This window comes from Staphylococcus pragensis, from assembly GCF_004785665.1.
In the GTDB taxonomy this organism is placed as follows: Bacteria; Bacillota; Bacilli; order Staphylococcales; family Staphylococcaceae; genus Staphylococcus; species Staphylococcus pragensis.
In genome coordinates, this window is the sequence record NZ_SRPJ01000001.1 from 847,925 (window position 1) to 874,874 (window position 26,950).

At 30.4% G+C, this 26,950-nt stretch carries 33 protein-coding genes and 1 riboswitch; of the genes, 3 read left to right on the top strand and 30 right to left on the bottom strand.

All coding sequences use genetic code 11. The features are described from left to right. Positions 1–25 precede the first annotated feature (25 nt). From recN to E2558_RS04215, 11 genes are all read right to left on the bottom strand, one after another. The gene (gene recN / locus E2558_RS04165; protein ID WP_126566945.1) at positions 26–1,702 is read right to left on the bottom strand and encodes a DNA repair protein RecN; all 1,677 of its coding nucleotides are present in this window, start codon (positions 1,700–1,702) and stop codon (positions 26–28) included. Positions 1,703–1,717: 15 nt separating this feature from the next. Beyond that, positions 1,718–2,170 (bottom strand): transcriptional regulator AhrC/ArgR, encoded by a 453-nt coding sequence (ahrC, locus tag E2558_RS04170; RefSeq protein WP_103297133.1) that lies wholly within the window; start codon positions 2,168–2,170, stop codon positions 1,718–1,720. Positions 2,171–2,454: 284 nt separating this feature from the next. Continuing rightward, entirely contained in the window at positions 2,455–3,336 is an 882-nt protein-coding gene (locus tag E2558_RS04175; RefSeq protein WP_126566946.1) for a polyprenyl synthetase family protein, read from the bottom strand. After that, the gene (locus E2558_RS04180; RefSeq protein ID WP_126566947.1) at positions 3,329–3,544 is read right to left on the bottom strand and encodes an exodeoxyribonuclease VII small subunit; all 216 of its coding nucleotides are present in this window, start codon (positions 3,542–3,544) and stop codon (positions 3,329–3,331) included. Before E2558_RS04180 ends, E2558_RS04175 begins: the two co-directional genes overlap by 8 nt. Further along, entirely contained in the window at positions 3,537–4,874 is a 1,338-nt protein-coding gene (xseA, locus tag E2558_RS04185; protein ID WP_126566948.1) for an exodeoxyribonuclease VII large subunit, read from the bottom strand. Before xseA ends, E2558_RS04180 begins: the two co-directional genes overlap by 8 nt. Positions 4,875–4,889: 15 nt before the next feature. Further along, entirely contained in the window at positions 4,890–5,279 is a 390-nt protein-coding gene (gene nusB, locus E2558_RS04190; protein WP_126566949.1) for a transcription antitermination factor NusB, read from the bottom strand. A 32-nt stretch (positions 5,280–5,311) separates the two neighbouring features. Then, the gene (locus tag E2558_RS04195) at positions 5,312–5,671 is read right to left on the bottom strand and encodes an Asp23/Gls24 family envelope stress response protein (RefSeq protein ID WP_103297138.1); all 360 of its coding nucleotides are present in this window, start codon (positions 5,669–5,671) and stop codon (positions 5,312–5,314) included. Positions 5,672–5,684: 13 nt separating this feature from the next. Further along, positions 5,685–7,040 carry an acetyl-CoA carboxylase biotin carboxylase subunit gene (accC, locus tag E2558_RS04200; RefSeq protein WP_126566950.1) on the bottom strand — a complete coding sequence of 452 codons (1,356 nt, stop codon included), beginning with the start codon at positions 7,038–7,040 and terminating at the stop codon, positions 5,685–5,687. Next, positions 7,040–7,516, bottom strand: coding sequence for an acetyl-CoA carboxylase biotin carboxyl carrier protein (gene accB, locus E2558_RS04205; RefSeq protein WP_126566951.1), 477 nt, complete (start codon positions 7,514–7,516; stop codon positions 7,040–7,042). The genes accC and accB overlap by 1 nt, the downstream gene beginning before the upstream one ends. 233 nt (positions 7,517–7,749) lie before the next feature. Further along, complete coding sequence (gene efp, locus E2558_RS04210) at positions 7,750–8,307, bottom strand: elongation factor P (RefSeq protein ID WP_103297141.1); 558 nt, start codon at positions 8,305–8,307, stop codon at positions 7,750–7,752. Between the two features lie 24 nt (positions 8,308–8,331). Continuing rightward, entirely contained in the window at positions 8,332–9,393 is a 1,062-nt protein-coding gene (locus E2558_RS04215) for a M24 family metallopeptidase (RefSeq protein WP_126566952.1), read from the bottom strand. A 102-nt stretch (positions 9,394–9,495) separates the two neighbouring features. Between E2558_RS04215 and E2558_RS04220 the strand changes: the two genes are divergently transcribed. Then, positions 9,496–10,083, top strand: a complete 588-nt coding sequence (locus E2558_RS04220) for a hypothetical protein (RefSeq protein ID WP_126566953.1) — start codon at positions 9,496–9,498, stop codon at positions 10,081–10,083. 11 nt (positions 10,084–10,094) lie between these two features. Beyond that, positions 10,095–10,310: an SA1362 family protein gene (locus E2558_RS04225; RefSeq protein WP_126566954.1), complete on the top strand. Its 216-nt coding sequence runs from the start codon at positions 10,095–10,097 to the stop codon at positions 10,308–10,310. A gap of 101 nt (positions 10,311–10,411) precedes the next feature. Here the strand turns inward: E2558_RS04225 and E2558_RS04230 are convergent, their stop codons facing one another. Next, entirely contained in the window at positions 10,412–11,242 is an 831-nt protein-coding gene (locus E2558_RS04230; RefSeq protein ID WP_126566955.1) for a lipoate--protein ligase family protein, read from the bottom strand. A 156-nt stretch (positions 11,243–11,398) separates the two neighbouring features. Here E2558_RS04230 and E2558_RS04235 point away from each other — a divergent pair, with 156 nt between their 5' ends. Then, the gene (locus E2558_RS04235) at positions 11,399–11,785 is read left to right on the top strand and encodes a rhodanese-like domain-containing protein (protein WP_126566956.1); all 387 of its coding nucleotides are present in this window, start codon (positions 11,399–11,401) and stop codon (positions 11,783–11,785) included. Positions 11,786–11,926: 141 nt separating this feature from the next. On the opposite strand, the gene gcvPB is transcribed toward E2558_RS04235, so the two are convergent. The 18 genes from gcvPB to E2558_RS04330 form a co-directional block, all read right to left on the bottom strand. Beyond that, positions 11,927–13,405: an aminomethyl-transferring glycine dehydrogenase subunit GcvPB gene (gene gcvPB / locus E2558_RS04240; protein WP_126566957.1), complete on the bottom strand. Its 1,479-nt coding sequence runs from the start codon at positions 13,403–13,405 to the stop codon at positions 11,927–11,929. After that, positions 13,392–14,744, bottom strand: coding sequence for an aminomethyl-transferring glycine dehydrogenase subunit GcvPA (gene gcvPA, locus E2558_RS04245; protein ID WP_126566958.1), 1,353 nt, complete (start codon positions 14,742–14,744; stop codon positions 13,392–13,394). The genes gcvPB and gcvPA overlap by 14 nt, the downstream gene beginning before the upstream one ends. Positions 14,745–14,760: 16 nt before the next feature. Beyond that, a complete protein-coding gene (gene gcvT, locus E2558_RS04250; RefSeq protein ID WP_126566959.1) occupies positions 14,761–15,852 on the bottom strand; it encodes a glycine cleavage system aminomethyltransferase GcvT in 1,092 nt (363 codons plus the stop codon). 77 nt (positions 15,853–15,929) lie between these two features. After that, positions 15,930–16,066: riboswitch (glycine riboswitch) on the bottom strand. Further along, a complete protein-coding gene (locus E2558_RS04255; RefSeq protein WP_126567129.1) occupies positions 16,063–16,581 on the bottom strand; it encodes a shikimate kinase in 519 nt (172 codons plus the stop codon). It overlaps the preceding riboswitch by 4 nt. A gap of 158 nt (positions 16,582–16,739) precedes the next feature. Continuing rightward, the gene (locus E2558_RS04265) at positions 16,740–17,168 is read right to left on the bottom strand and encodes a competence type IV pilus minor pilin ComGF (protein WP_126566961.1); all 429 of its coding nucleotides are present in this window, start codon (positions 17,166–17,168) and stop codon (positions 16,740–16,742) included. Beyond that, the gene (locus E2558_RS04270; RefSeq protein ID WP_126566962.1) at positions 17,155–17,448 is read right to left on the bottom strand and encodes a hypothetical protein; all 294 of its coding nucleotides are present in this window, start codon (positions 17,446–17,448) and stop codon (positions 17,155–17,157) included. Before E2558_RS04270 ends, E2558_RS04265 begins: the two co-directional genes overlap by 14 nt. After that, positions 17,435–17,872: a competence type IV pilus minor pilin ComGD gene (comGD, locus tag E2558_RS04275; protein ID WP_229716353.1), complete on the bottom strand. Its 438-nt coding sequence runs from the start codon at positions 17,870–17,872 to the stop codon at positions 17,435–17,437. Before comGD ends, E2558_RS04270 begins: the two co-directional genes overlap by 14 nt. Beyond that, positions 17,862–18,128, bottom strand: a complete 267-nt coding sequence (gene comGC, locus E2558_RS04280; protein WP_126566964.1) for a competence type IV pilus major pilin ComGC — start codon at positions 18,126–18,128, stop codon at positions 17,862–17,864. Before comGC ends, comGD begins: the two co-directional genes overlap by 11 nt. 65 nt (positions 18,129–18,193) lie before the next feature. Next, a complete protein-coding gene (comGB, locus tag E2558_RS04285; protein ID WP_126566965.1) occupies positions 18,194–19,252 on the bottom strand; it encodes a competence type IV pilus assembly protein ComGB in 1,059 nt (352 codons plus the stop codon). Further along, entirely contained in the window at positions 19,224–20,198 is a 975-nt protein-coding gene (comGA, locus tag E2558_RS04290; protein ID WP_126566966.1) for a competence type IV pilus ATPase ComGA, read from the bottom strand. Before comGA ends, comGB begins: the two co-directional genes overlap by 29 nt. 51 nt (positions 20,199–20,249) lie before the next feature. After that, positions 20,250–20,876 (bottom strand): MBL fold metallo-hydrolase, encoded by a 627-nt coding sequence (locus tag E2558_RS04295; RefSeq protein ID WP_126566967.1) that lies wholly within the window; start codon positions 20,874–20,876, stop codon positions 20,250–20,252. 1 nt (position 20,877) lies between these two features. After that, positions 20,878–21,201, bottom strand: coding sequence for an MTH1187 family thiamine-binding protein (locus E2558_RS04300; protein ID WP_126566968.1), 324 nt, complete (start codon positions 21,199–21,201; stop codon positions 20,878–20,880). Further along, positions 21,201–22,187, bottom strand: a complete 987-nt coding sequence (locus E2558_RS04305; RefSeq protein WP_126566969.1) for an ROK family glucokinase — start codon at positions 22,185–22,187, stop codon at positions 21,201–21,203. The genes E2558_RS04300 and E2558_RS04305 overlap by 1 nt, the downstream gene beginning before the upstream one ends. Then, on the bottom strand, positions 22,184–22,387 hold the full coding sequence (locus tag E2558_RS04310) for a YqgQ family protein (RefSeq protein ID WP_126566970.1): 204 nt from the start codon (positions 22,385–22,387) through the stop codon (positions 22,184–22,186). The genes E2558_RS04305 and E2558_RS04310 overlap by 4 nt, the downstream gene beginning before the upstream one ends. After that, complete coding sequence (locus tag E2558_RS04315; RefSeq protein WP_126566971.1) at positions 22,368–23,828, bottom strand: rhomboid family protein; 1,461 nt, start codon at positions 23,826–23,828, stop codon at positions 22,368–22,370. The genes E2558_RS04310 and E2558_RS04315 overlap by 20 nt, the downstream gene beginning before the upstream one ends. Before the next feature lie 14 nt (positions 23,829–23,842). Next, positions 23,843–24,379: a 5-formyltetrahydrofolate cyclo-ligase gene (locus E2558_RS04320; RefSeq protein WP_126566972.1), complete on the bottom strand. Its 537-nt coding sequence runs from the start codon at positions 24,377–24,379 to the stop codon at positions 23,843–23,845. A gap of 169 nt (positions 24,380–24,548) precedes the next feature. Continuing rightward, the gene (rpmG, locus tag E2558_RS04325) at positions 24,549–24,698 is read right to left on the bottom strand and encodes a 50S ribosomal protein L33 (RefSeq protein WP_103298552.1); all 150 of its coding nucleotides are present in this window, start codon (positions 24,696–24,698) and stop codon (positions 24,549–24,551) included. A 115-nt stretch (positions 24,699–24,813) separates the two neighbouring features. Beyond that, positions 24,814–26,859, bottom strand: a complete 2,046-nt coding sequence (locus E2558_RS04330) for a peptidoglycan D,D-transpeptidase FtsI family protein (RefSeq protein ID WP_126566973.1) — start codon at positions 26,857–26,859, stop codon at positions 24,814–24,816. Between the last annotated feature and the right edge of the window lie 91 nt (positions 26,860–26,950).

Consider the following 26,950-nt stretch of genomic DNA (forward strand, 5'->3'; position numbering starts at 1 on the left):
AAATAATTCTCACTACTCTCAACAACTATTTTCTACGATTTTGTTCAATCATTTCCTTAGCATTTTCACGCGTTAAATCAGTTACGCTTGCACCTGAAATCATTCTAGCGATTTCGTCTATTTTATCGCCATCTTCGAGTTCTTTCACTTGGGTAGTTGTACGATCTTCATTAGACGCTTTACTAATTAACAAATGATGGTCACTCATAGAGGCAACTTGAGGTAAATGTGAGATACAAATAACTTGAATATATTGGGCTATATCACGCATTTTTTCAGCCATTTTTTGGGCTGCTTGGCCTGATACTCCAGAATCAACCTCATCAAATAAAATTGCAGTTTGACCTCTTGATTGAACAAAGATACTTTTTAGAGCTAACATAATACGCGACAGTTCGCCACCTGATGCTATTTTGTTTAGACTCTTGAGTGGTTCACCTTTATTTGGACTAATTAAGAATTCTACAAATTCTATACCTTCTAAGGTTGGTTTATCTAAAGGTTGGAAAGATATTTCTAAATTTGCATCTTTCATTTGCAGATTTTGAATTTCTTTGACAATGTGATCTCTTAATTCACGTGCAACTTTCCGACGTTCTTTAGAAAGTGCTTTACCAACGTTAAGTACTTCTTTATAAAGTTGAGAAATTTCTTCTTTTAGCTGAGAAGTACTTTCCTCATAATTTTCAATTTTAGAAATTTCACTTTCAAGTTTATCTTGATAAGTGATTAATTCACTAATATCCTTTCCATATTTACGTTTAAGGTTATTTAGTAAATTCATTCTAGATTCAAGTTCATTTAAAACTTGCTCATCGAATTCTGTATTCGACATTTCATCATAAAGCTCATGCTTAGCATCTTCTAAAGTATAGTAGAATTGATCGACATCTTCTTTCAATTTATTGTATTTATTTGGAAGGATATCGTTAATAGCCTGTAAGTGATTACTAAATTCATATAGCCTATCAGTAATAGCATGTTCATCAGTTAAAGCGACATAAGCATTGTTTAATGCCAAACTTAATTTTTCAGAGTTTTGAATTCGACGTATGTCAGCTTCAAGTTGTTCCGTTTCGCCTTCTTTTAAAGAAGCCTCTTTTAATTCTTCAAATTGAAATTTCATCAAATCTAAACGTTGTAATAAAGCTTGGTCTGCCGATTCAAGTTTTTCTAATTCTTTCGTTTTATTTTTATATTCATTAAAGAGATTATGATATTTTTCTTTAATATCTAAATATTTGTCTTCAGCATAGTCATCCAATAATTGCAGATGATATTTTTGTTTTAATAATACTTGCGTTTCATGTTGCCCATGTATATCTAAAAGCTCTTGCATTACTTTACGCAAGTCTTGAAGGGTAACAGTTTGATTGTTGATTTTACATATACTTTTCCCCGAACTAAAAATTTCTCTCTTAACTAGTAGAAAGTCTTCATCAATGTCGATATCTAAGCTTTTAAGAACGGATATAGCATCTTTACTATTATCGATATCAAATATACCTTCAATAATCGCTTTCTTCTCTCCATGCCTTACATAGTCTGATGAAGCACGCATACCAATCAATTGTCCGATTGCATCAATAATAATTGATTTACCAGAACCAGTCTCCCCACTTAATACAGTTAAACCGTCTGAAAATTGGATTTCTAGTTCATCAATGATGGCAAATTGTTTTATTGATAAGGTTTGTAACATGAATTCATCGCATCCTTATAATAAATTAAAAATTCTAGTTTTAATTGTATTACTTGCTTCTTCATCTTTACAAATTAAAAGACAAGTATCATCACCACAAATTGTTCCTAATACTTCATCCCAATCAATTTGGTCAAGAATAGCACCGATAGATTGAGCATTTCCAGGAAGTGTTTTGAGAACAAGTAAGTTTCCTGTACCTTCAATATTAACAAATGAATCCATTAAATAACGGCCCAGTTTTTCAAGTGGGTGATATTTACGATCATTCGGTAAACTATAAACATATTGACCTGAAGGTGTAGGTACTTTAATTAGTTGTAGTTCTTTTATATCTCGTGAAACGGTTGCTTGTGTAACATTTAAATCATATTCATTAAGACGTTTAACTAGTTCATCTTGTGTTTCAATCTGTTCACTTGAGATAATTTCTCGGATTTTTATATGTCTCACTGATTTTTTAGCCATTGTGAACACTCCTAGTTTCGAATATTTATACAATGATTTTAACATAACCCCTTTGGAACTACTACTAAAGTTAACTACTTAGAAAGGTTGTCATATCAGATATTTAAGGTTAAATTTTAAAATGATATGTAGTCAAAAGAATTTATTTATTACATCTAAATGTATAAATTTATACATATTAAAACAATATTAACTTTAATCTGGAGTAAATCTATCTTTTTAAATTTAAAAATCCTTCTAAGTATAATACTCAGAAGGATTAATTTAAAATAATATTTTGTTATTTAGTGATCTCTATTATAAAATAATTCAACTATGTCTAATAAAGGTGTAACATCATAATGAGTGTTAAGTGGATTTAGCGCTTCAATCGCTGCATTTCTGTGCCATTCTAATTTTTCTTCGGCGCCCTTTTTTCCTAGTAAAGAAACATAAGTACTTTTATGATTTTCTAAATCACTACCCACTTTCTTGCCTAGCTTTTGTTCGTCTCCATAGATATCTAATAAGTCATCTTTAATTTGGAACATTAAACCTAAATTATCACTGAATTTTTCTAAGGCTTTTGAAATATTCTCATCCACCTCAGCAATATCAGCCGCGCTTAAAATAGCAAACTGTAATAATGCCCCTGTTTTGGCTCTGTGAATTTGCTCTAATGTAGTTAAATCTACTGAACTATCTTCACTATCCATGTCTAATGTTTGACCACCAACCATTCCTAAATGACCACTATCGTGAGCTAAACGAGAAATCACTTTTACTTTTACCTCAGGTTTAAGTAATTGATCATTTGCTACGACTTCAAATGCTTTAGTTAGTAATGCATCACCAGCAAGTATAGCTTTCCAATCACCATATACCTTATGATTTGTAAGTTTACCTCGTCTGTAATCATCATTATCCATGGCAGGTAAGTCATCATGAACAAGCGAATAAGTATGAATCATTTCAAGGGCTAATGCTGTTTGAAGCCCTTTATTATAGTCTTCGTTTAAAACATTGAGCGTTAATAATACTAGTAATGGTCGAATTCGTTTGCCACCAGCATTTAGAGAATAACGCATACTTTCTTCTAAATTAGTATTAAGTGATGAATCTCCAACTGTTTCATTAAGTAATGTATTAATTTGTTCAATTAATTCATTTGTTGATAATTTACTCATTATCGGCACCCTCTGTTTCATCTTTGATTAATTGATTCACTTTAGTTTCAGCATCTTTTAAAGTCGTTTCGCAAGCAGCAGATAATTTCATTCCACGTTGGTATAGGTTTAATGATTCTTCTAATGATACTGTTTCATTATCTAATTTTTGAACGATATTTTCTAACTCTTGCATCATTTCTTCAAAACTTTGTTGTTCTTTACTCATCTTTACACCTAACTTTCTTAACAGTAGCATTAACGCTACCATCTTTCATAGATAATGTAATCTCGTCATTTTCTTTTAAATCATGTGTACTTGTTATGACTTTATCATTTTTATTAACGATTGTATAACCTCTTAACATGATGTTTGTAGGACTTAAATTATTAAGTTGTTCTATTTTATTTTGTAATTTAACTCTACTATTTTCAATGGTTTGATTGGTTACATTGATTAAACGATGACGATGACTAGAAACAGTCTTTTGATTTTGTAAAATAGTTCGATTGAAATTTTTTAAATTAAAATGGTTTTGCAATAATTTAACGTTATTTTTCTTACTTTCAATACTTAATAAAAGTTTTTGTTTTAATTGTTTCTCTAAATCATCTCTTCGTTGAATTTGTTGGTCATATAATAATGAGGGTTGCTTAAATTTGTAATATGACGCTAAATAATCTAAATGTTTATGTTGCTTTTCAACGTACTGCTTAATAAATTTTGTTAGTGAGAATTGATACTGCTTAATTTGTTGCAATAACTCATATTGATCTGGTGTAGCAATTACTGCCGCTTGAGTAGGTGTAGCAGCTCTGACATCGGCTACAAAGTCACTCAACGTAAAATCAGTCTCATGGCCAACTGCTGATATGATAGGTGTTTGACAATTGAAAATAGCTCTAACAACATCTTCTTCATTAAAATTCCATAAATCTTCTATAGAACCCCCGCCACGGCCCAAAATAATAGTATCCACATTCAAACTATCTGCATATTGGATTTTTTCAATAATATCATTTTTAGCTTGGGCCCCTTGTACTAGTGTGCTAATCGAGATTTTCTCTACTAAAGGGTAACGACTATTAATCGTGGAATGAATATCACGAATTGCTGCACCTGTACTTGCAGTTAAAATTGCTATTTTTTTAGGGTACTTAGGTATGGCTTTTTTATATTCTTTATTGAAAAAGCCTTCTTTAGCTAACTTTTGCTTAAGTTCTTCTAGCTTTTGGTAGAGATTACCAATACCATCAAGTTCCATTTTATTAACGTAAATTTGATAATTACCTCGACGTTCATATACTGAAACTCTAGCTTCTAGTAATACTTCATCGCCTTCTTTTGGATCAAATGTAAGTTGTGAAGCATTTCCTTTGAACATCATTGCACTAATAACACTATCTTTATCTTTTACATTAAAATACAAATGGCCACTTGAGTGTTTTTTAAAATTTGATAATTCACCTTTAAGAAATACAGATTGTAAATGTGGATCTTGATCAAATTTATATTTAATATATTTAGTTAAAGTTGAAACACTTAGATATTCAGACATAGACATCACTCAATACTATTTTTTTATATTGCTTAATACACCATTGATAAATTTATAATGATTATCATCACTAAATTGTTTAGTAAGTTCGACTGCTTCATTAATAATTACTTTTGAAGGGGTTTCACTATGAAGAAGTTCAAAAGTAGCCATTCGTAAAATAATACGGTCACTTTTCAATAAACGCTGGATTGACCAATCTTTGAGTTTAGGTTCGATTGTTTCATCAAGCACTGGCTCGTGATCTTTGACACCAGTAACTAACCAATGAATAAAATCAAAATCTAAATCAGGGTAATCATCTTTAATGAAATTAATCGCCTCATTGATAGTCAAATCTGTATCTTTCATTTCTAATTGAAATAATGTTTGAAATGCTTGTTTTCTAGATTCTTTACGACTCATAACAAACTCCTTATTTTAATATTTGTTCTAATCTATTCAGCAGTAATATGCATGATATGAATGTTAATCTCTTTTGGTTCAATAGCAGTCATAGTTTTAATAGAATTGAAAATATTTGCTTGGATTTTACTTGCAAATTTAGAGATTTTAACGCCGTGTTTAATCGAACAGTATACGTCAATGTGAATACCATCATCTTTTGCTTCAATTTTTAAATTTTTACTTAAATTCTTTCTACTAATTTTTTCTAAGTTAGTGTTATTTAAGTCGGCGAAGTGTCCAGTTACACCTTCAATCTCAGATACTGCGATGCTCGCAATAACAGAGATAACTTCAGGCGCTATTTCAACTTTACCTAAATTAGAATTTGAATAATCTGCTACTTTTACCATTTGATGTAACCTCCTACTCAGTATCATCCATAATATTATACTTTTCTAAGAAATTTGTATTAAAACTACCACTTCTGAAAATATCGTTATTCATTAATTTTAAATGGAATGGAATGGTTGTATCAATTCCTAAAATTAAATACTCACTTAATGCTCTAATACCAGTCATAATCGCTTCATCCCTAGTTGGTTCATGAACGATTAATTTAGCTACCATTGAATCATAATATGGAGGTATAGTGTAATTTGTATAACATGCTGACTCAATTCTCACCCCATATCCACCTGGCGCTATATATTGTGTGATTTTACCTGGAGAAGGCATAAAGTTTTTAAATGGATTCTCAGCATTAATTCTATATTCTATGGCATGACCATTAATTGAAATATCTTCTTGTTTATAAGGTAATGGTTCTCCCATAGCTACTTTTAATTGAAGTTTAACTAGGTCGATACCTGTTACCATTTCAGTTACTGGATGCTCTACTTGAATACGCGTATTCATTTCCATAAAGTAGAATTTATCATCATTTAAATCATAAATAAATTCAATTGTGCCTGCGTTTTCATAGTTAACTGCTTTAGCAGCTCTGACTGCGGCATCTCCCATTTCTTGACGTGTTTTTTCAGAAAGAATTGGAGAAGGAGCTTCTTCTACTAACTTCTGCATACGTCTTTGAATTGTACAATCACGTTCACCCAAATGAATCACATTACCAAATTGGTCACCAATCACTTGAATTTCAATGTGGCGGAAATTTTCGATGAATTTTTCAAGATATAATCCACCATTTCCAAATGCAGTTTCGGCTTCTTGTTGTGTCATGCGGAAACCATTTTCTAATTCCTTCTCATTACGAGCGACACGAATTCCTTTACCGCCGCCTCCAGCAGTAGCTTTAATAATTACTGGATAGCCAATGTCGTTAGCAATTTTTTTAGCATCACTTATTGTTTCAACTAAACCATCGCTTCCAGGTACAACTGGAACGTTTGCTGCTATCATTTCCGCTTTAGCTACATCTTTAATTCCCATTTTTTGAATAGATTCATAGCTAGGCCCAATAAACTTCAATTGACATGCTTCACATAATTCAGCGAAATCGCCATTTTCAGCTAAAAATCCATAACCAGGATGAACGCCGTCACAACCTGTAGATGTTGCTATAGATAAGATATTAGGAATATTTAAATATGAATCTTTAGACTGTGTAGGACCGACGCAATATGCTTCATCAGCAATTTGAGTATGTAGCGCGTCTTTATCTCCTTCAGAATAGATTGCAACAGTTTGAATACCTAAATCATGACATGCTCTAATAATTCTAACCGCTATTTCTCCACGGTTAGCAATTAATACTTTTTTCATTATTTCACCTTAAATAACGGTTGGCCATACTCTACCATTTGTCCGTCTTCTACTAATATTTCTACGATTTCACCAGAAATTTCTGCTTGTATTTCATTAAATAATTTCATAGCTTCTAAAATACAAACTGTTGAATCATCCGATACTTTATCGCCTACTTTAACATATGCATCCTCTTCAGGTGATGGTGATTTATAAAACGTACCGACCATAGGTGCATTAATTGTTTGGTAGTTGTCATCTACATCAGAAACACTCTCAGAATTACTTGATGGTGCAGATTGTGTTGCTGATTGTGGTTGAGAAGCTGTAGGTTGTGGTGCAACTACAGATGGTTGCGGTTGTGCGTATTGAATTTCAGTTTCTTTTTGTTTCTTTAAATTAACTACGCTACCTTTATTATCTTCAATATTAATTTCAGTTAAGCTTGATTGATCAAGAATTTCGATTAATTCTTTTATTTCTTTAAAATTCATAAGTGGATAACTCCTTGACTTAGTTTTCATCTACCAATCTATTTTACTTGACTGTTTCAACCAATTCAAGCATGTGTCATTTTCAATTCAAACGCTTAGTAATAATTTATATTATTTTCTTGTTTGAAAATGAAATCCAAGTACGTTTTCGTATTCATTGACTACTTTTTAGAAATTAAAAAACTCTAAGACAATGCTTATGTCTTAGAGTTTATATAACATATAGTTAACGATTAACCTCTTGAAATATAGCTACCATCACTCGTATTGATTACTAAAATGTCGCCTTCATTTACGAATAAAGGTACATTTAAAGTGTAACCTGTTTCAACTGTAGCAGATTTAGTAGCACCAGTTGCAGTATCACCTTTAATACCAGGTTCTGTTTCAGTAACTTCTAATTCAACAGTTTTTGGTAATTCAACTCCAATTGTTTCACCTTCGTATGATTGGATTTGAACTTCCATGTTAGCTTTTAAGAATTTTAATTCGTCTTTTAAGTAATCTCCTGATAACTCAGTTTGATCAAATGTTTCATTATCCATGAATACGTGATTGTCACCATCAGCATATAAGTATTGCATACGACGGTTTTCAATCATAGCTTGTTCTACTTTTTCACCAGCTCTAAAAGTTTTTTCTTGAATAGCGCCAGTTCTTAAATTACGTAATTTAGAACGTACAAAGGCAGAACCTTTACCTGGTTTTACGTGTTGGAAATCAATAACTTTCCAAATACCATTATCTACAGAAATAGTTAAACCTGTTTTAAAATCATTAACCGAAATCATTCAGTTTCCTCCTCAATTATACGCTTACTCTAAAATAATAAGGTCTTTCGTACATTTAGTAAAGACTTCACAGCCATTTTCAGTGATTAAAATGTCATCTTCAATACGTACCCCACCAAGACCGTCGACATAAATACCTGGTTCAATAGTAACACAGTTATTTACTTCTATTGTACCATTTGCATTTTTAGATAATAGTGGGCCTTCATGAATTTCTAAACCAATCCCATGCCCTAAGGAATGTCCGAATTCTGCACCATAACCATGTGCTACGATATAGTCTCTAGATAATGCATCAGCTTCTTTTACGCTCATACCAGATTTAATTTCGTTAATGGCTTTAATTTGAGATTTAAGTACGATATCGTAAATTTCTTTTAATTGAGCATCAGGTTCACCTATAGCGAAAGTACGCGTGATATCAGAACAGTAACCTCTATAATATGCGCCAAAATCTAAAGTAATCATATCTCCACGTTCAATCACTTTATCGCTAGCTACACCATGAGGTAAAGCGCCTCTATATCCTGACGCTACAATGGTGTCAAATGATGGACCGTCAGCACCTAATTCTAACATTTTACTTTCTAATAATGCTTTTACTTCTCTTTCAGTCATACCAACTTTAACTGTTTTTAAAAGATAATCATAAGTGTCATCAACAATTTTAGCGGCAACTTTTATTTTTTCGATTTCTTCAGGTGTTTTAATTTCTCTAATTTGTTCAATTCTATTTCCAATACTAATTAATTGGGCAGAAGCTTGATTAAGAATTTGATATGTATCATAACTAACTAAATGACCTTCGAATCCTACTTTTTGAAAATTTCGACTATTTATGATTGAAATAATCTCGTCATTAATGCTTCCACTTCTATTGATAATGTCAAAATTAACAGCTTGATTAGTCGCTTGCTCTATATAGCGGAAATCTGTAATAAGTTTGTTCTCTTTTTTCGAAATGACAAGTGCACCACTTGTTCCCGTGAATTCAGAAACATATCTACGGTTATAATCTGATAAAATCACTACAGCGTCTAAATCTTGTTTGTTAAGTAAGTCGTGAATTTTCGCTATTTTATCCATATTGTTCACCTCTTGTATAACGTTTGTACATTTTAATTATTTACATTAAAATGATATCATACTTGTTTTCGAATAAATAGATTTTGATTTAGGGAGATTTACATGAAAAAACTAATAATGATTATAGGAGCTTCGTGTTTGCTAGTTGGCTGTGGCACTCAGAACTTAGGTCCTTTAGAAGAAAAAACAACTAAATTAAGAGATGATAACCACAACTTGAAACTCGATATTCAACAACTAAATCAAGATATCAGTGACCAAAAATCACAGCTAAATGCTTTAAATAATGATAAGAAAAACGTTTCGCAAACTGTAGATAATAATAATGAAACAGAATTTTTAAACGCTAGTTCTCAATACTATCAAGATATTGCAAAAGTTATTGGGAATTTTAATAAGCTTGATTTAACTAAAAAGAAAAAAGAAGATAAAAATCAAAATTTAGAGAAATTAAATTCTCTTTCTAATGATATTGATAATGCATATAGTAAATATAAAGGTTCAGTATCTAAAAAGAAAATGAGTGACAAAAACGAAAGTACGGATAAAAATATTAAACAGATAAATAAAAATATTCAATCTGCTTTTAAAGATATTAAAAACGGATATGAATCTAATGATACGGATAAATTAAATCAAGGACGCACTAAATTATCACAAATCAATCTATCTAGTAATTCTGGATCATAGGAGTTTTTTAATTGAAAAATGTAATATTTTATATTGTTTTAGCGATTGCAGCGATTGGATTAATTTTAAATCTAAATGTATTCTTAGTGTCATTTGTTAAATCAATTTTCACTCTTTTTATTATTGCAGTAATCATTTATCTTATTTATTACTTCTTCTTTCTTACTGAAGATCAAAGAAAATATAGAAAAGCAGTAAGAAAGTATAAACGACGCAATCGTAAATAACTAGAATTATAAAAGAGGCTGAATCATTAATGTAAATCTAATTAGGCAATACTACTTCATCCTTGCCTTTAAGCTTTACAATGGTCAGCCTCTTTTTTTAATTATTTTTTATATAACCATTCATCTGAACGATATTTTTCTTCAAGTTCTTTGACTTCTGCTAATTGTGCATCAGTTAAAGTTAAAGGTTTAAAGTCGATGTCTAAGCCCTTTTTAAACCCTTCTTCAAACGCTTTTTCCATTTCTTCAATTGTGATACGACGATCAGAAATGTCATTAATTGAGACAGCTTTGTCTACAAACGCTTTTTTCATTTTATCTTTTAAACGATCATTTTTGAAAATGAACATATCAAATAATTCATCTACATCTACATCTTGAAGTAAAGAACCGTGTTGTAATATAACGCCTTTTTGACGAGTTTGAGCACTACCTGCAATCTTACGTCCTTCAACTACTAACTCATACCAACTTGGCGCATCAAAACAAACTGCACTTCTAGGTTGTTTTAATTTTTCTCTTTCTTCTTTTGAGCGTGGTATAGCGAAATAAGCATCAAATCCTAAAATTTTAAATCCTTCTAAAAGACCTTCTGAAATAACTCGGTAAGCTTCTGTTACTGTAGATGGCATATCAGGATGAGACTCTGGAACGATAACACTATATGTTAATTCTTTATCATGTAACACACCTCGTCCGCCTGTTTGACGTCGCACTAAGCCAAATCCTTTTTCTTTAACTTTCTCAATATCTATTTCTTTTGTTAATCTTTGAAAATATCCTACTGATAATGTAGCGGGATCCCATGTATAAAATCTTATTACTGGATCAATTTCTCCGCGAGAAACAAAATTTAATAGAGCTTCGTCCATAGCCATATTATAGTAAGGATTATGACTTCCTGTATTAATAAAGTTCCATGTTTCAGTCATAAAAAAACTCCAATCACAACTTTTTATTTATTTATAAATCGTATATATAAATTAGTATTAAATTAAATAAAGCCATAATTAGACAATAAAAAAATTTTGATAAATTGTGCTAACAGCCTTATAATTATAATATCGGTTAATTAGGGAGGATGCAATATGAATGTATCTTTGATTATAGCATTGGTTATTATAGTCTTAATTATTCTTTACATGTTAGGAAATTGGTTTATCAATAAACGTGCTGTGACAGAATTAGAACAAAATGAATTTCATAAAGGCTTAAGAAAAGCTCAAGTCATTGATGTACGAGAAAAAGTTGATTATGATTATGGTCATATTAATGGCGCACGTAATATTCCAATCTCAATGTTTAGCCAAAGATTCCAAGGTCTACGAAAAGATCAACCTATTTATCTTTGTGATGCTAACGGCATTGCTAGTTATCGTGCAGCACGTATCCTTAAAAAGAATGGCTATAAAGATATTTACATGCTCAAAGGCGGATATAAAAAATGGACTGGTAAGATTAAAACTAAAAAATAGTTAATTGCCAGAACCATTATTAAACTCTTAGAGAAAAGCTCTAAGAGTTTTTCTTTTGCTATTTATAGATATAATTATGAAATGAATACCAAAAAATGACAGGCATAACTGTATTGTGCCTGTCTTAATATTTACAATGAATTATTGTTTTTCATCATGTAATTTTTCAAATTTTAATACTGGTTTACGAGCAGCCGTAGTTTCATCTAATCTATCAATAATAGTAGTATGAGGCGCTTCTAAAACGGTATCAGGGTTATTTTCAGCTTCATCAGCAATTTGTAACATTGCATCAATGAAGTAATCTAATGTTTCTTTAGATTCAGTTTCAGTAGGCTCAATCATCATACCTTCTTCAACGTTTAATGGGAAGTAAATTGTTGGTGGATGAACACCAAAGTCTAATAAACGTTTAGCCATATCTAATGTACGAACACCATGTTCTTTTTGTTTAGAACCGCTAAGTACGAATTCATGTTTACAATATTGATCATAAGGAATTTCGTAACGCTCTTTTAAGCGTGCTTTAATATAGTTCGCATTAAGTACTGCAGCTTCAGATACTTCTCTTAAACCTTCAGCACCCATTGTTCTAATATAAGTGTATGCTCTTAAATAGATTCCAAAGTTACCATAGAATGGTTTAACACGGCCAATAGAATTTTCAATATCATTGTCATATTTGAAAGTATCGCCATCTTTAACAACCATTGGTTTAGGAAGATAGCTTGCTAATTCTTTTTTAACTCCTACTGGACCTGAACCAGGACCACCGCCACCGTGTGGGCCAGTGAATGTTTTGTGTAAGTTTAAGTGCACAGCGTCAAATCCCATATCGCCAGGACGTACTTTATCCATAATTGCGTTTAAGTTTGCGCCATCATAGTATAATAAGCCGCCTGCTTCATGAACGATTTCACGGATTTCCATAATATTTTTTTCGAAAATACCTAAAGTATTAGGGTTAGTTAACATGATCGCTGCTGTGTTTTCATTTACAACACGTTTTAAGTCTTCAATATCAACTTCCCCACGTTCATTTGATTTTACAGTTACTGATTTAAAGCCTGCAAATGAAGCTGACGCTGGGTTAGTACCGTGTGCTGAGTCAGGTACGATTACTTCGTCACGATGACCTTCACCATTAGCAATATGATATGCTTTAAAGATCATTAATGCAGTCCACTCACCATGTGCACCAGCTGCAGGTTGTAAAGTAACTTCATCCATACCTGTAATTTCTTTTAACTCTTCTTGTAAGCTATAAATAATTTCAAGAGAACCTTGTACTTGTTCTTCTTCTTGTAATGGATGAGATTCAGCGAATCCTGGAATACGTGCTACTCTCTCATTAATTTTTGGATTGTATTTCATTGTACATGATCCTAGTGGATAGAAACCAGAATCTACACCAAAGTTTTTATTTGAAAGTTCTGTGTAATGACGTACTAAATCTAATTCAGCTACTTCTGGAAATTCTGCTTTATCTTTACGGATGAATTTATCATCTAAGATGCTTTCGACAGAATCACCTTTAATATCGCTTTGAGGTAATGAGTATGCATATCTACCTGCTCTAGATCTTTCGAAAATTAATGGACTTGATTTACTTACTACCATTTAGCTCACCAGCTTTCTTAACAAATGTATCTATTTCATCTTTTGTTCTTAATTCAGTAACAGCTACTAACATATGATTTTCAAAGTCACTAGATGCTTCACCTAAATCAAAACCACCAATGAAGCCTTCTTCAGCTAATTGCTTGTTCACTTCTTTGATTGGTTTATCAAATTTAACAACAAATTCATTAAATGATGTTCCATCTAATACTTCGAAACCATTTTCTTTAAATTGATTTTTTGCATAATTAGCGTGTTCTAAGTTTTGAACTGCAATATCATAAACACCTTGTTTACCAAGAGCAGACATAGCAATTGATGAAGCTAAAGCATTAAGAGCTTGGTTTGAACAAATATTTGAAGTCGCTTTGTCACGACGAATATGTTGTTCACGAGCTTGTAATGTTAATACAAAACCTCTGTTACCTTCATCATCTTGAGTTTCACCAACTAATCTACCAGGTACTTTACGCATTAATTTTTTAGTAGTAGCGAAATAACCACAGTGTGGTCCACCAAATTGTGTTGGAATACCGAATGGTTGAGTATCACCTACTACGATATCTGCGCCAAATGAACCTGGAGGAGTTAATAAACCTAAAGCTAATGGGTTAGCATATACGATAAATAAAGCTTTTTTATCTTCAATAAATGAATGAATTTTTTCTAAATCTTCAATTGAACCATAGAAGTTTGGATATTGAACAGCTACAGCTGCTGTTTCATCATCCACAGCTTGTTCTAATTTTTCTAAATCAGTGATTGTACCATCTAAATCAACTTCTACAATTTCAAATTCTTCACGAACTTTTACATAAGTTTTAAGTACTTGTAATGCTTGATAGTGAAGACCTTTTGAAACGACGATTTTGTTCTTTTTAGTATGGTTGAAAGCTAAGATACAAGCTTCAGCAAAACTAGTAATACCATCATACATTGAAGAGTTAGCTACATCCATATTAGTTAATTCACAAATTAACGTTTGGAATTCAAAAATAGCTTGTAATTCACCTTGAGAAATTTCAGGTTGGTAAGGTGTATACGCTGTATAGAACTCTGAGCGTGAAATCATTGCATCTACTACTGCAGGCGCATAATGATCATATACACCAGCACCTAAGAATGATGCATGTGTTTCTTTAGTAATATTTTTATTAGCTACTCTGTTTAATCTTTTTAATAAAGTAGTTTCAGCTTCACCACTAGCGATATTTAAATCCCTGTTTAATAAAATATCTTCTGGTACATCACCAAATAATTCATTAATAGAATTAGCACCAATAGTCTCTAACATTTCTTTCTTATCTTTTTCAGTTAATGGTATATAACGATGACTCACAATACACACCCCTTAATTATTTTTCGATTTGATTTTTCTTAACGATTTTAGCTTTAAGCTGTCTTTTACGCACTTGAACTAGTAATTCTCTTCCCATTTCAAATTCATCACGTTTAATAATTGCCATTGCAATTGATTTACCTGATGAAGGTGATTGAGTTCCAGATGTAACTTCCCCAATTTGATTACCATCTAGATCTAATACTGGGTAACCTGTTCTTGCGATACCTTTTTCAAGTAATTCTAAACCAACAGTTCTACGTTCAGAACCATTTTCTTTTTGATCTTTTAATACTGATTTACCAATGAAATCTTCTTCGGTTAATGGTTTAGCAGCAAAAGCGATGCCACCTTCATATGGTGTGATAGATTCAGTAAGATCTTGACCATGTAAAGGTAATCCAGCTTCAAGTCTTAATGTATCTCTTGCGCCTAATCCGCAAGGAACTACGTCATGTGAAGTAAAGCCGTTCCAAATATCTACCGTATCTCCTGCATCACAATAGATTTCAAAGCCATCTTCACCAGTGTAACCTGATTGAGATAAAATAACATTTTTACCAAATAAAGTAACACCTTGTTTAAAATCAAATGGTTTCATTTCACTTACATCAACATCAACTAATTCACTAACTAAATCTCTAGCTTTAGGACCTTGAACAGCTAATTGACCATATTGATCAGAAACATTTGATACTTCAACATCAAAGTTAGCTGATTGTTTTTGAATCCAAGCAAAGTCTTTATCAGTGTTAGCAGCATTAACAATTAATAAATAATCGTTTTCGCCTACTTTATATGTTACTAAATCATCAATGATACCGCCTTCTTCATTACATAAAGCAGTATATTGTGCTTTAGTTTCAGTTAAATTATTAGTATCGTTTGATAATAAGTATTGGACAAATTTACTAGCATCATTACCTTTAATTGAGATTTCTCCCATGTGGCTTACATCGAACATACCTACATTATATCTAACTGCATTATGTTCTTCTTTGATACTTGTAAACTGAACAGGCATAGCCCATCCACCGAATTCTACTATTTTAGCACCACTGTCTACATAATTTTGATACAATGGTGTTTTTTTTAATTCGCTTGTCATTTGAAAACCCCCTATAATTTTTATAAAAAAACAGAGTAGCAAATTGCTACCCTGTTTATACACTTAATCCAGGAATGCGTAACAGTATTATCCTTTTGCCTGAGAGTTTCGTATTTATACTTGCACCTTCGGCGATAAAGAAAAATCACAGTGTAATCTATTACACTTATATAAGACACATATGATTATCAATATTCTCTCTAATACTGATCAACCGCAAGATAGATGATTTATGATAGAATCATAAATTTCTTTGATTGTTTTTTCACTATTCACTTTCATGAATGCGATTTCATTATATCTTGAAACCCTTGATAAATACAAGTTTTTTAACTGATTTTTAGTCTTATTTTTAGCATTAGGTCTATGAGGGTCATTTTCAATTCGTCGATGAATAGTCTCAATGGTGCAATCCAACCATATGACATTTTTAATTTGCTTTAAGAGGTTTAAAGAATCAACGTTTTCTATTACGCCTCCGCCAGTAGAAATTACATCATATTTCGATATACATTGTTTTAAATATTTATATTCTAAATTTCTAAAACCACTTTCTCCTATTTGTTCAAATATTTTTGGAATAGTTTTATTCTCTTTTATTTCAATATAAGCATCTAAATCAATAAAAGTTAATTGCTTTTCTAGTGAAAGAAATTCACCAATAGTACTTTTTCCTGTTCCCATAAAGCCAATAAATATTATAGGTAATTGTTTAGCGTTCAGTTGAATCACCTTTTTCTAATTTTTCAATAATAACATGATCATAATAATGACTTATATTATGAATTGTCTTCAATTTTATACTAAATTGTGTAGTATAAAAAGTAATTATTGATAAATAAATAATAAATAGAAATAACGTATAACTACTAATAAAGGCTTTAGTATTAAATGTAAAATTCTTTCTCATAATTTATCGTTTCATCCCCAATTTTTAATGTAACTTTGATTATTTTTGAGTTAATAGATTTAGTTTTGAAATCTATAACGTTATTTAATAGAGTAATATTTCCTCGTCCATTATTTTCATAAATCAATTTCGAATTTTTATATTTTATGTAACCTTTCCCCTCTTTTTCTTGTACTAATATAGTGTTTTTATTAATTATTTGGAAAGAAGTATTAGATTTATTTGATAAGTGACTTACATCGGATAGAAAAAAAGTATACTCAGTTTGGTAGTTCTCATATGATTCATGGAGATAAAAATGAGTGAGTTTTAACATTTGGGGAATTAAACTTAATACTAATAGCGTTATTAAAAGAGATAAAAGCATTTCAATAAAGGTAAAAGCTTTTAAATTAAAATTTGACACAAACTTTATTCTTTTCAATAACTTTATAATTACAAATCGAAGCTTTATTGAGTTTAATATGATAAACACCTAAATCAATACCCCTTCTCAATTCTTTAATATTGTAATGATTAATGCTAGTTATAATAGCCTGCTTCATTTCTAAATATTCATATTGTTCTCTAAGAGAAAGATTTAATTGTGATAATAAAGGGATAAAAATAGTAGAAATAATAATTATAATAAGAAAAGAGAAAAGGCTATCTGCTAAAATACTTGCTCTTTTGTTAAATTGATACATATCTTATTCTCCCTTTATCGATATGAAATATGATTTTATATAAACGCTCATTTATATTTAACACAAACGATCCAAAATTATTTATTCTCCCATCTTTATCAAAAGTTATTTTTTTAATTTTAGAGATGGATTTGACTTTACCACTTCGAATTTTAAAATTATAATGTAATCCTTTTTCTTCTACTACATTTATAATTGAAGAATTTTCCGTTAACGCAAGAGTGATAGATTGATTATCACCTATTGCTTTAGACTTGTAATAGTCAAATTGAGAAATAAGTTGATTTAAGCTTAATTCATCACTAAGAATAGAAAAGTTATTTTCTTTAGAAATGGCAAAACTTATATTTAATAAGATAACTAGTATTAAAAGAGTTAATAAACTTTCTATCATAGTAAATCCGCTAAATACTTTAACTTGCAATAGCTTCACCATTGTTGATCGTAATTGTTTCTCCAGATTTACATGATTTTTGGCCTTCTTTGATATATCCGTCTGTTACTAAGTCATCAATACTATTAGGTGCTCTATTATTTTTAAGTGTATAAGCTTCAATTTGACTATTGACCATTTTCACCTGAGCATCACAGCCAGTTGATTGTATGTGAGCTGTTTGTTTAGCAATATTTGGAATAATTAAAATTAATAAAACGCTAATAATAAGTAATACAAGTAACATTTCAATAAGTGTAATTTTAAACTTTTTAATTTTTGTACATAATTTTTCATACTATCGCCTCTTCGTTATTTAATGTTTTGCATAAGTTGAAACATAGGGAGCATAATGACTAGATATAAACTAATAATAAAAAAACCCAAAAATAAAAAAACAACTGGCTGAATAATTTTTGAATGTTTCAAAGCTTTATTTTGAATTCTTTGAATTAATATTTGGCTATATAATTTTAGTTCCACGTCTAATTTTCCACTCTTTTCGCCCTGTTGAATAAATTTGATTAAATCATCTTGGAAACATTGTTGCGCTCTCAAACTTTCTGCTAAACTAATCCCATTATTTGAATTCGTTAATAAAGCTTTACCTAAATAATTTAAAAATGAATTATTTTTTTGACTAACATAAATTGAAACAATACTTTGTAAAGTAATTCCATTTTTATAAAACAATGACAGTTCACTAGCGATTTGATATGTTTTAAATAATTTATAATAACCTTTAAATATGGGTATTTGAGTTAACAATTTAACCTTTCTATCAACACTAATATTAGCTTGTATGATGAGTAAAATCGTAAATATAAAAAGTGAAAGTGATAAGATAATCATAATTAAAGTTGGTAAAGCAGAAATAGTTTGGGTGAGAAATTTTTGAAAGAAGGAAAGATTTACATCCATTGTGGCGTACAATTGTTCAAATTGAGGAAGTACTGTATAGTTCAATATAGTTATCATACCAATACAGATGACTATTAAAACTATGGGATATTGTATTGACTTTATGATTTGTTGCTTAGCATTCAAGTTTGTTTTTAAGTAGTTTATTGATTCTTGAAGAGAATCTTCTATATTACCGAATTTTTGTGCGAAATAAATTTGCGTAATGATTGATTGAGGATAGCCAATCAAATTTAAAACTTCATCACAAGCCATTCCATTTTTAATATTGTCTATAATTTTGCTACTTAACGTTTTGTCCCTATATTTGAAGTACAGATTTATAAAATTGAAACATTCAAATAAAGTAAATCCACTTTTTAATAAACTATTTAAATTCTCAAGGAGCATAATTTGGTGAATTGTGTTCAAATTTCTTTTTTTATAAGTATTTATCTGCAGTTTCTTCACATATTGTGCCCTCTTTCGACATAAGTAATAACTTATCTTTTAAATGATTAAAGTTCTTAGGTAACGTATGATTATGTTCAAAAAAGTATTGTATTTGATTATTATTTATTAATTCGCAAACAAGTTGCCGTTGGTTAGATAATGTAGTTATTAGCCGTTGATTAGATATTAAATTTATAGCTTGTGAAATTTCTTGTATACTAATACCCATCTCTAATAAACGTAATATCGCTCCCTTACAATTACTTGAGTGCATTGTTGATAAAACTAAATGCCCACTTAAACTAGCTTGAATAACACATTTTGCAACTTCTGCATCTCTAATTTCTCCTATCAAAATGACATCTGGATCACATCTTAATATAGCTTTAAAAGAGCTTATATAATCGATACCAGCTTTTTTATTAATTGAAACTTGAGTAATACCTTTGAGTATTTGTTCAACAGGATTTTCAATAGTAATCACATTTAAATTCAGTTTCTCATAGGCATATAAAACCATTTGATACATTAACGTGCTTTTTCCAGATCCAGTAGGTCCTGTAAATAAAATTAAGCCTTGCTTTTTATTCATTAAATGTTTGAAATCCTTAAAATCTTTATATTCTTTTTTAGATTGAAAATATTGAGGTATGATTCTGATAACACAACTTTCTATTCCTAATGATAGAGGTAATGTAGAAATCCTTAAATAATATAATCCTTTCGCTTGATACGTATAACGACCACTTTGAGCAATTTGTTGAGTTGACACATCTAATCCTGCTTGAAATTTCATGTAAACTAATAATTTCTGATAAATACTTAATTTAAAAGTTTCATATAATTCGAGATTATCATTTACTCTAAATTTGATATATACTTCATCTTCAGCAGGAATAAAATGAATATCGCTTGCATTTTTACTAATAGCTTTGTTTACAATTTCTTTAAATAATATCTTCAAAAAATCACCTCCTACATTATTAAACGTAGGAGGTGAAGAAATTACTTTATTTTATTGTCCATTTAAGTAAGGATTTAATTGTTCATCATCAACTGTTGTATATTGACCGTGACCTGGGAATAATGGTAAGTCCCCTTCTAATTCAAATAATTTATCTTTAATTGAATCTACTAAGGTTTCATAATCGCCTCTATATAAGTCTGTTCGACCAATTCCATTATTAAATAGTGTGTCACCTACAACGGCAAAATCATCAAATACATACGTTAAACTGCCTGGAGAATGTCCAGGTGTATGAAGGACTTTCATATTAAAGTTGCCAATAGTAAAGTCGCCCTCATCTAATGAATTAGGTTTTGCTTTACTTGTGATTAAAGGCATACCATATTGTTTAAATTTAGCTGCTCCATTTTTTTCTGGGTCAGTTAAAAAGTCAAATTCTTCTTTATGCATGTAGAGAGGTACATCATATTTTTCTAATACGGCATCAAGTGCACCAATATGATCAAAGTGAGCATGCGTTAATAAAATAGCTTTCAATGGTTTATTAATTTCATTTAATTTTTTAAAGATTTTAACAGGTTCACCTGCAGGGTCAATTAATAAAACACTTTCGTCATTTTCAATAAAATAAGCATTTGTATCTACTAAGCCTAAAGTTAAATTTGAAATTCTCATTTTACTCACCTTGTCCATCCATATGTTTTTGAACTGATTTTAACTTATCGTTCATTTTACGAGATTTATCTCTTCTATCATCAATACGTAAGTTAGTACAAACTCTATCTAATCCTTTATCAAATGGAAGTTCATGTATAGCTTGAACAACTTCAAATAAGTCTTTTAAATCTCCTTCAATCAATGTATTCATAGGTGTTAATTGATAATCAATTTTACCTTCTTTTTTGAATTCCTCTAATTTCATTTGAATTTCAGCAATATATTTACTTACGCTTGGCCCATTTGTGCCAACAGGAATAATAACTACATCAACGATAGCCATTATTTTACACCATCCTTTTCTAATATATAAGTTTTAATTAATCCAGCTGCCCCTGTAATACCTGCATCGTTACCAAGTTTAGCTTGAACAATTTCAGTATCCTTCTGTGCAGGGGTAAAAGTTAAATTATGATATTCAGTTTTAATATTTTCAATTAAAATTAATCCGGCTGTAGACATTCCGCCACCAAGTACAATGTATTTAGGGTTGCTAGTGGCACTAATAATACTACATAAGTATGCAATATGGTTAGCAACTCTTTCAGTGATAAAGATACAGAATTGATCTCCAGCTTTAGCAGCATCAAAAACTGCTTTTGCAGTAACTTTATTTTCCTTAATTAAAAGTAAAATAGAAGATTTAAAGGTTAATTTAGGATAATAAAAATTAACCAAATTAACTACACCAGTTGCAGATGCTACAGTTTCTATACAACCTGATTTACCGCAATTACAGTTAAAGCGTTGATCAAAATCTGTTCTAATATGTCCAATTTCAGCTCCTGAACCATTATGTCCATGAACAATTTCACCGTTTGAAATAATTCCGCCACCTAAACCTGTGCCAAGTGTTATAGCAACAACGTCATCAGCGCCTTGACCTGCACCTTTGTGCTTTTCACCTAAGGCCGCTACATTGGCATCATTATCTACGTAGACTGGACAATCAACAAATTTACTAAAGATTTCTCTAACATTTACATTGCCTGGCCAATGTAAATTTACGGCGCCGTTCACAATTCCAGTTTCAAAATCAACTGGTCCCGGTACTCCTATACCAACACCAAGCGCATTTTTTACATCTAAATCACGAGTCGCTAAAATTTCAATAAATGAGTCATAAATATTTTTTAATAGCTTTTCCCCTGTATGATCAGATGTATCTGTTTCAATTGACCATTTGTGCAATTGTTCTAAATTTTCATCAAAAATACCGAGTTTACAAGTTGTACCACCAATATCAGCTGCTAAAATTACGTTTTTCATTTATGTTCATTCCTTCTTTGGTTAATAATTAAAATACACTTTAAATAATTATCTTTAGATATTAATTCATAATTATATAGTGATTTTATTTCTTGTAACATCATTTCATACATATCATTAGGATCTTTAAAATAAATAATAAATCCAAACTTTTTTAAAAGCTGTAAGACATCATAGAAATTATTGATTTCCTGTTTCATTTGTCTTTTTCAACTCTTTTTCTAAATTTTTATATTTATTGTCATTTGAATCAATTTTTACTGCTTTTTTTACATAACTTAAAGCTTTTTCATTATCATTTAATGCTCTATTTGCTATTGCTAATTCATAATTTAATAGTCCTGAATTAGGATATTTTTTTAATCCTCTTTCCCAATCAGCCATTCCTTCAGCTCTAGAGCTAGTAGTTGCAGTAATTAAACCTTTTAAATAATAAGTTTCGGCATCATCATAGCCTTTATTTATAGTGTGGTCGACTAAATGACTTGCTTCCTTATAATCATATTTTACCATTGCATCTTGAATTAATTTATCATAGATGTTTTGCTCTTTAATTGTGAAAATTCTAATCTGCAATGCTACAAAAATTAATAGGAGTAAAATTAAAAATATCCAAAATAGATTACGATTTACAGTAAAATAATAGCCAACAAGCGTAATTAATATTCCACCTACAAATCCTCCCAAATGTGCCATTATATTGACATTCGACAAGAATAAAGATAGTACCACCATTATTAGTAACGCAATTAGCATTTGTCCAATTACTTTTTTATCAAAAGTTTTACTGATAATCATCATTGCAAAAATAGCACCTATAAGACCAAAAATGGCACCACTAGCTCCAACTGATATCGTATGAACATTAAAAGATAGTGAAATAAAGTTACCAAGTAATCCCGAAATTAAGTAAATACCTAACATCTTTAATGGACCGACAATAGATTCAACAATCTTACCAAAAATAAATAGTGATAACATGTTCATTAATATATGTTCGAAATTAAAATGTAAGAACATTGAAGTGATAAGACGGTACCATTCACCATGAACAACATTAAAGTGAACTAGCCCACCGACATCTAGTAATTTAATATCAGAGAAATGATTTAAATACAAAATCATTATGAGCCAAATAATCACATTAATAGCGATTAAAAGATAGGTCATAGGCGTAAATGTCATCATATATTTATCGATTGGATTTTGTCTCATTACGCGTTTTTTATATTGAAGCGCTGATGTTTTATTACTTCGTGAAATAAGCTTTGCTAGCATTAGATTAGGCATCAATTTTTCTAAATCACGTATGTCATTAATTAAATGAAAGTCCATTTTAAAAGGATGTGTATCTTTAAATTCATTTATATTTAAATCTTTATCGGCAAAATAAAAGAACTCAAATGCTTTAGGTTCGAAGCTTAATTTCTCATTAATGCTACGACTATTTTCATAAATTTTAGATTTATCAAATCGAATTTCTTGTGTAGAGGTAACATCTTTACGAAAAATAGCTAATTTTCTTTTGTGTTGATTTGCAAGCCATACCTCATTTTCATTTTTTTCAATATTTATTAGATGATAGTCAAAATAACGAATCCAATAAAATATTGATTTCCAAAATTGTTTTTCATTATCCATTAATTTCTCCACCATCAAGTTTTATAAATAATTAATTCTTTAACAGGTTGATCGTGATTTTCAATTTCAAAATCTGTAAGTTGAAAATCATAAATTAAGCTAATCGTATTTGCATTTGATTGACTAAGAAATCGATCAAAATAGCCTCCACCATAGCCAATTCTATAACCATCATTACGAAAAGCTACACCAGGTACTATAATTAAATCTAATTCATCTGTAATCTCAGTATCAGCCTCAACATAATTAATCCCTTTTTCATCTTCTACAATTGAATCTAAATCAATTAATTCTTTAAAATTCATTTCACGCGTTTTGTAATTAGTATTAGGAACAAATACTTTTTTATTATCATTTAATACAGTTTGAATGATTTTATATGTATCTACTTCATGAGGCATTGAAAGTACCATACCGATACGATGAGCATTTTTATACCACTCATTATTAAGTAATTGTTCTTTCAACCAATGATCAGCAATTTCTTTTTTTGAAGAATCAAACATCTTCATTTTTAAAAGAATATCTTTGCGGATAGTCTTCTTATTCATTCCCTTACACCACCTTTGCACACTAAATATATTATAACGTTATTAAATGATGATGTCATTTAGATGAAATGAAAATGAGGACTATAATCTAATACTTAATCATACATATAAAATACTTAAATATAAAAAAATAGGCTGAAATATCATTTCAGCCTAATCAATCGTTTTATTATTTAGTTTCACGATGTAAAGTGTGTTTGTTATCACGTGAACAATATTTTTTCATTTCGATACGTTCAGGATTGTTTCTTTTATTTTTTGTTGAAATGTAGTTTCTGTCACCACATTCAGTACAAGCTAATGTTACGTTTACGCGCATGTTAATTCCTCCTTACCTTTTCTAAATACGACTTTATTATCATACCACTTAGAACAAAAATTGAAAAGTATTAATTTTAGTAACGCCTATTAGTTCTAAAATGTGTAATTAAAGATTATTTTTTATTTTTAAAGTAATAATTAATGACATCGCGTCCTAAGTCTCCACCATTTAACCATGGTGGTGGAACTGGTTGGTTAGTATACACAATTGAGAAAGCTAATTTAGGATTTTTAATTGGTGCATAACCTATATAAGTTGAGTTTACGCGAGATTCTCCGTTTTGGAATACTTCGGCTGTTCCCGTTTTACCTGCAGATGGGACTTCTGTTTTATGGAAACTAGCATAACCCGTACCATCGACTTTGTTAAAGGCCATTTCAAATCCTTTTTTAACTTCATCAATTTCATCTTGTGAATTATTAACTTTATTTAATACATTTCCTTTTATTTTCTCTTTAACTGGACCAACATCATCACTATTGGTTGCGTTATGAACGGCTAATCCTATATGAGGTTGAATTCTATAACCATCATTAGCAATAGTAGAAATATACTGAGATAGTTGAAGTGGTGTATAAGTGTCGTATTGTCCGATAGATAAATCAAGATAGTTACCAGGATTATTTGTTAAAGGTTCAATTTGTCCAATTGTTTCATTTGGCAAATCAATCCCTGTTTTAACACCTAAACCTACTTGGTTTAATCCTTTTCTTAATTTTTGACCTGCTTCTCTAATATCTGTTGGTAAATTCATACCGTAATAGTACGGGTCTCCTGCTAATTTTAAAGCAGTTTTAAACATATAAACGTTAGATGAATGCATTAAAGCTTCTTTATCATCTATTCTTACCTTACCATTTTGGTTAAAGTAAGAGCGTTTTGTTAGGCCACCACGGAAATGTAATGGTTCGTCAATCATTTCTTCGCCAACTTTAATCGCATTATTTTGATAGCCAGTTAATAATGTACCGCCTTTGACAGAAGAACCAACGGCAAATTGTCCTGTGAAATTGCCCAAATCGTAATCAGTTAATTTACCATCTTTACTAATTTGTCTTCCAGCCATCGCGAGAATATCACCATTTTTAGGATTCTGAACTACTATAAGCGCATTATCCATGTTGGTAGCACCTTGACTACGTAGCGTTTTAATTTCACTTTCAAGTAATGATTCAACCTTTTTTTGTAAATCGATATCAATCGTTAACTGTAAATCATCGCCTCGTGATCCTTTATTTATCACTTCTGAATTAATCACTTTCCCAGATTTATCAGTAGTATATTTCATTTGTTTCTTTTTACCACGTAATACATCTTCGTATTGATATTCTAAATATGATTTACCTACTCTATCATTTCTTGAGTAACCTTTTGCTAAATATTGTTCTGTTAACTCTTTAGGGATACCTTCAGATGGGGTTGAGACACTACCAAATATACTACGAAGCGTATCGCCATACGGATAGCGGCGATCCCAATCCATTGAAGTATTCACACCAGGAAGTTTATCTAATTGTTGAGAGACAGCTGCATATTCTTTTTCAGTGACATCTTCATTTTTAATTGTTTCTGGATCTAAAGTCGAACCTGCTGACATTTCTCTAAATATTGCTAAGACTTGTAAATCTTTTTTACTTAGAGTGTTAAGTTGTTTATCACCAATTTTAGTATAAAGCTGTTTATCATATTGCTCTTGGCTAATACTTCCATCATTAAGCATGGATTGTTCTTTTTTCATCATACTTTCTACTTGATCTGGATGTTTTTGAATCCAAAAATCTTGTTTATCGCGTTCAGTAATTCTATTCGTCTTCATTGTTATTAATTTAGAAAGTTTCTCTGCTGTATCTAACATATCCTGTTGACTCGTTTTTCTTGAACGCGTGTATGTAATAGCAAGCTTAGAAGCATTATCGACTAAGACTTTACCATTTCTATCAAGTATTCTACCTCTTGGCACTGACTCGTTTACAGTAATATTTTCATCGTTTTTAACTAACTGCTTATAATGAGAGCCATGAGCAATTTGTAAATACCCTAACCTTAATACAATTATTGCAAATATTAATACGATTGCACCGAAAATAAAATTGATACGTTTATTCATTGTATGTTTTATTTTCTCATCATTTGTTTTTTCTTTTAACCTTTTAAGCAAGATAACCTACCTCAATTATTAAAACATGTTTACCTATAAATGATATATGAAATTTATATATATTACCATTATTATATCAAAAAAATAGTGG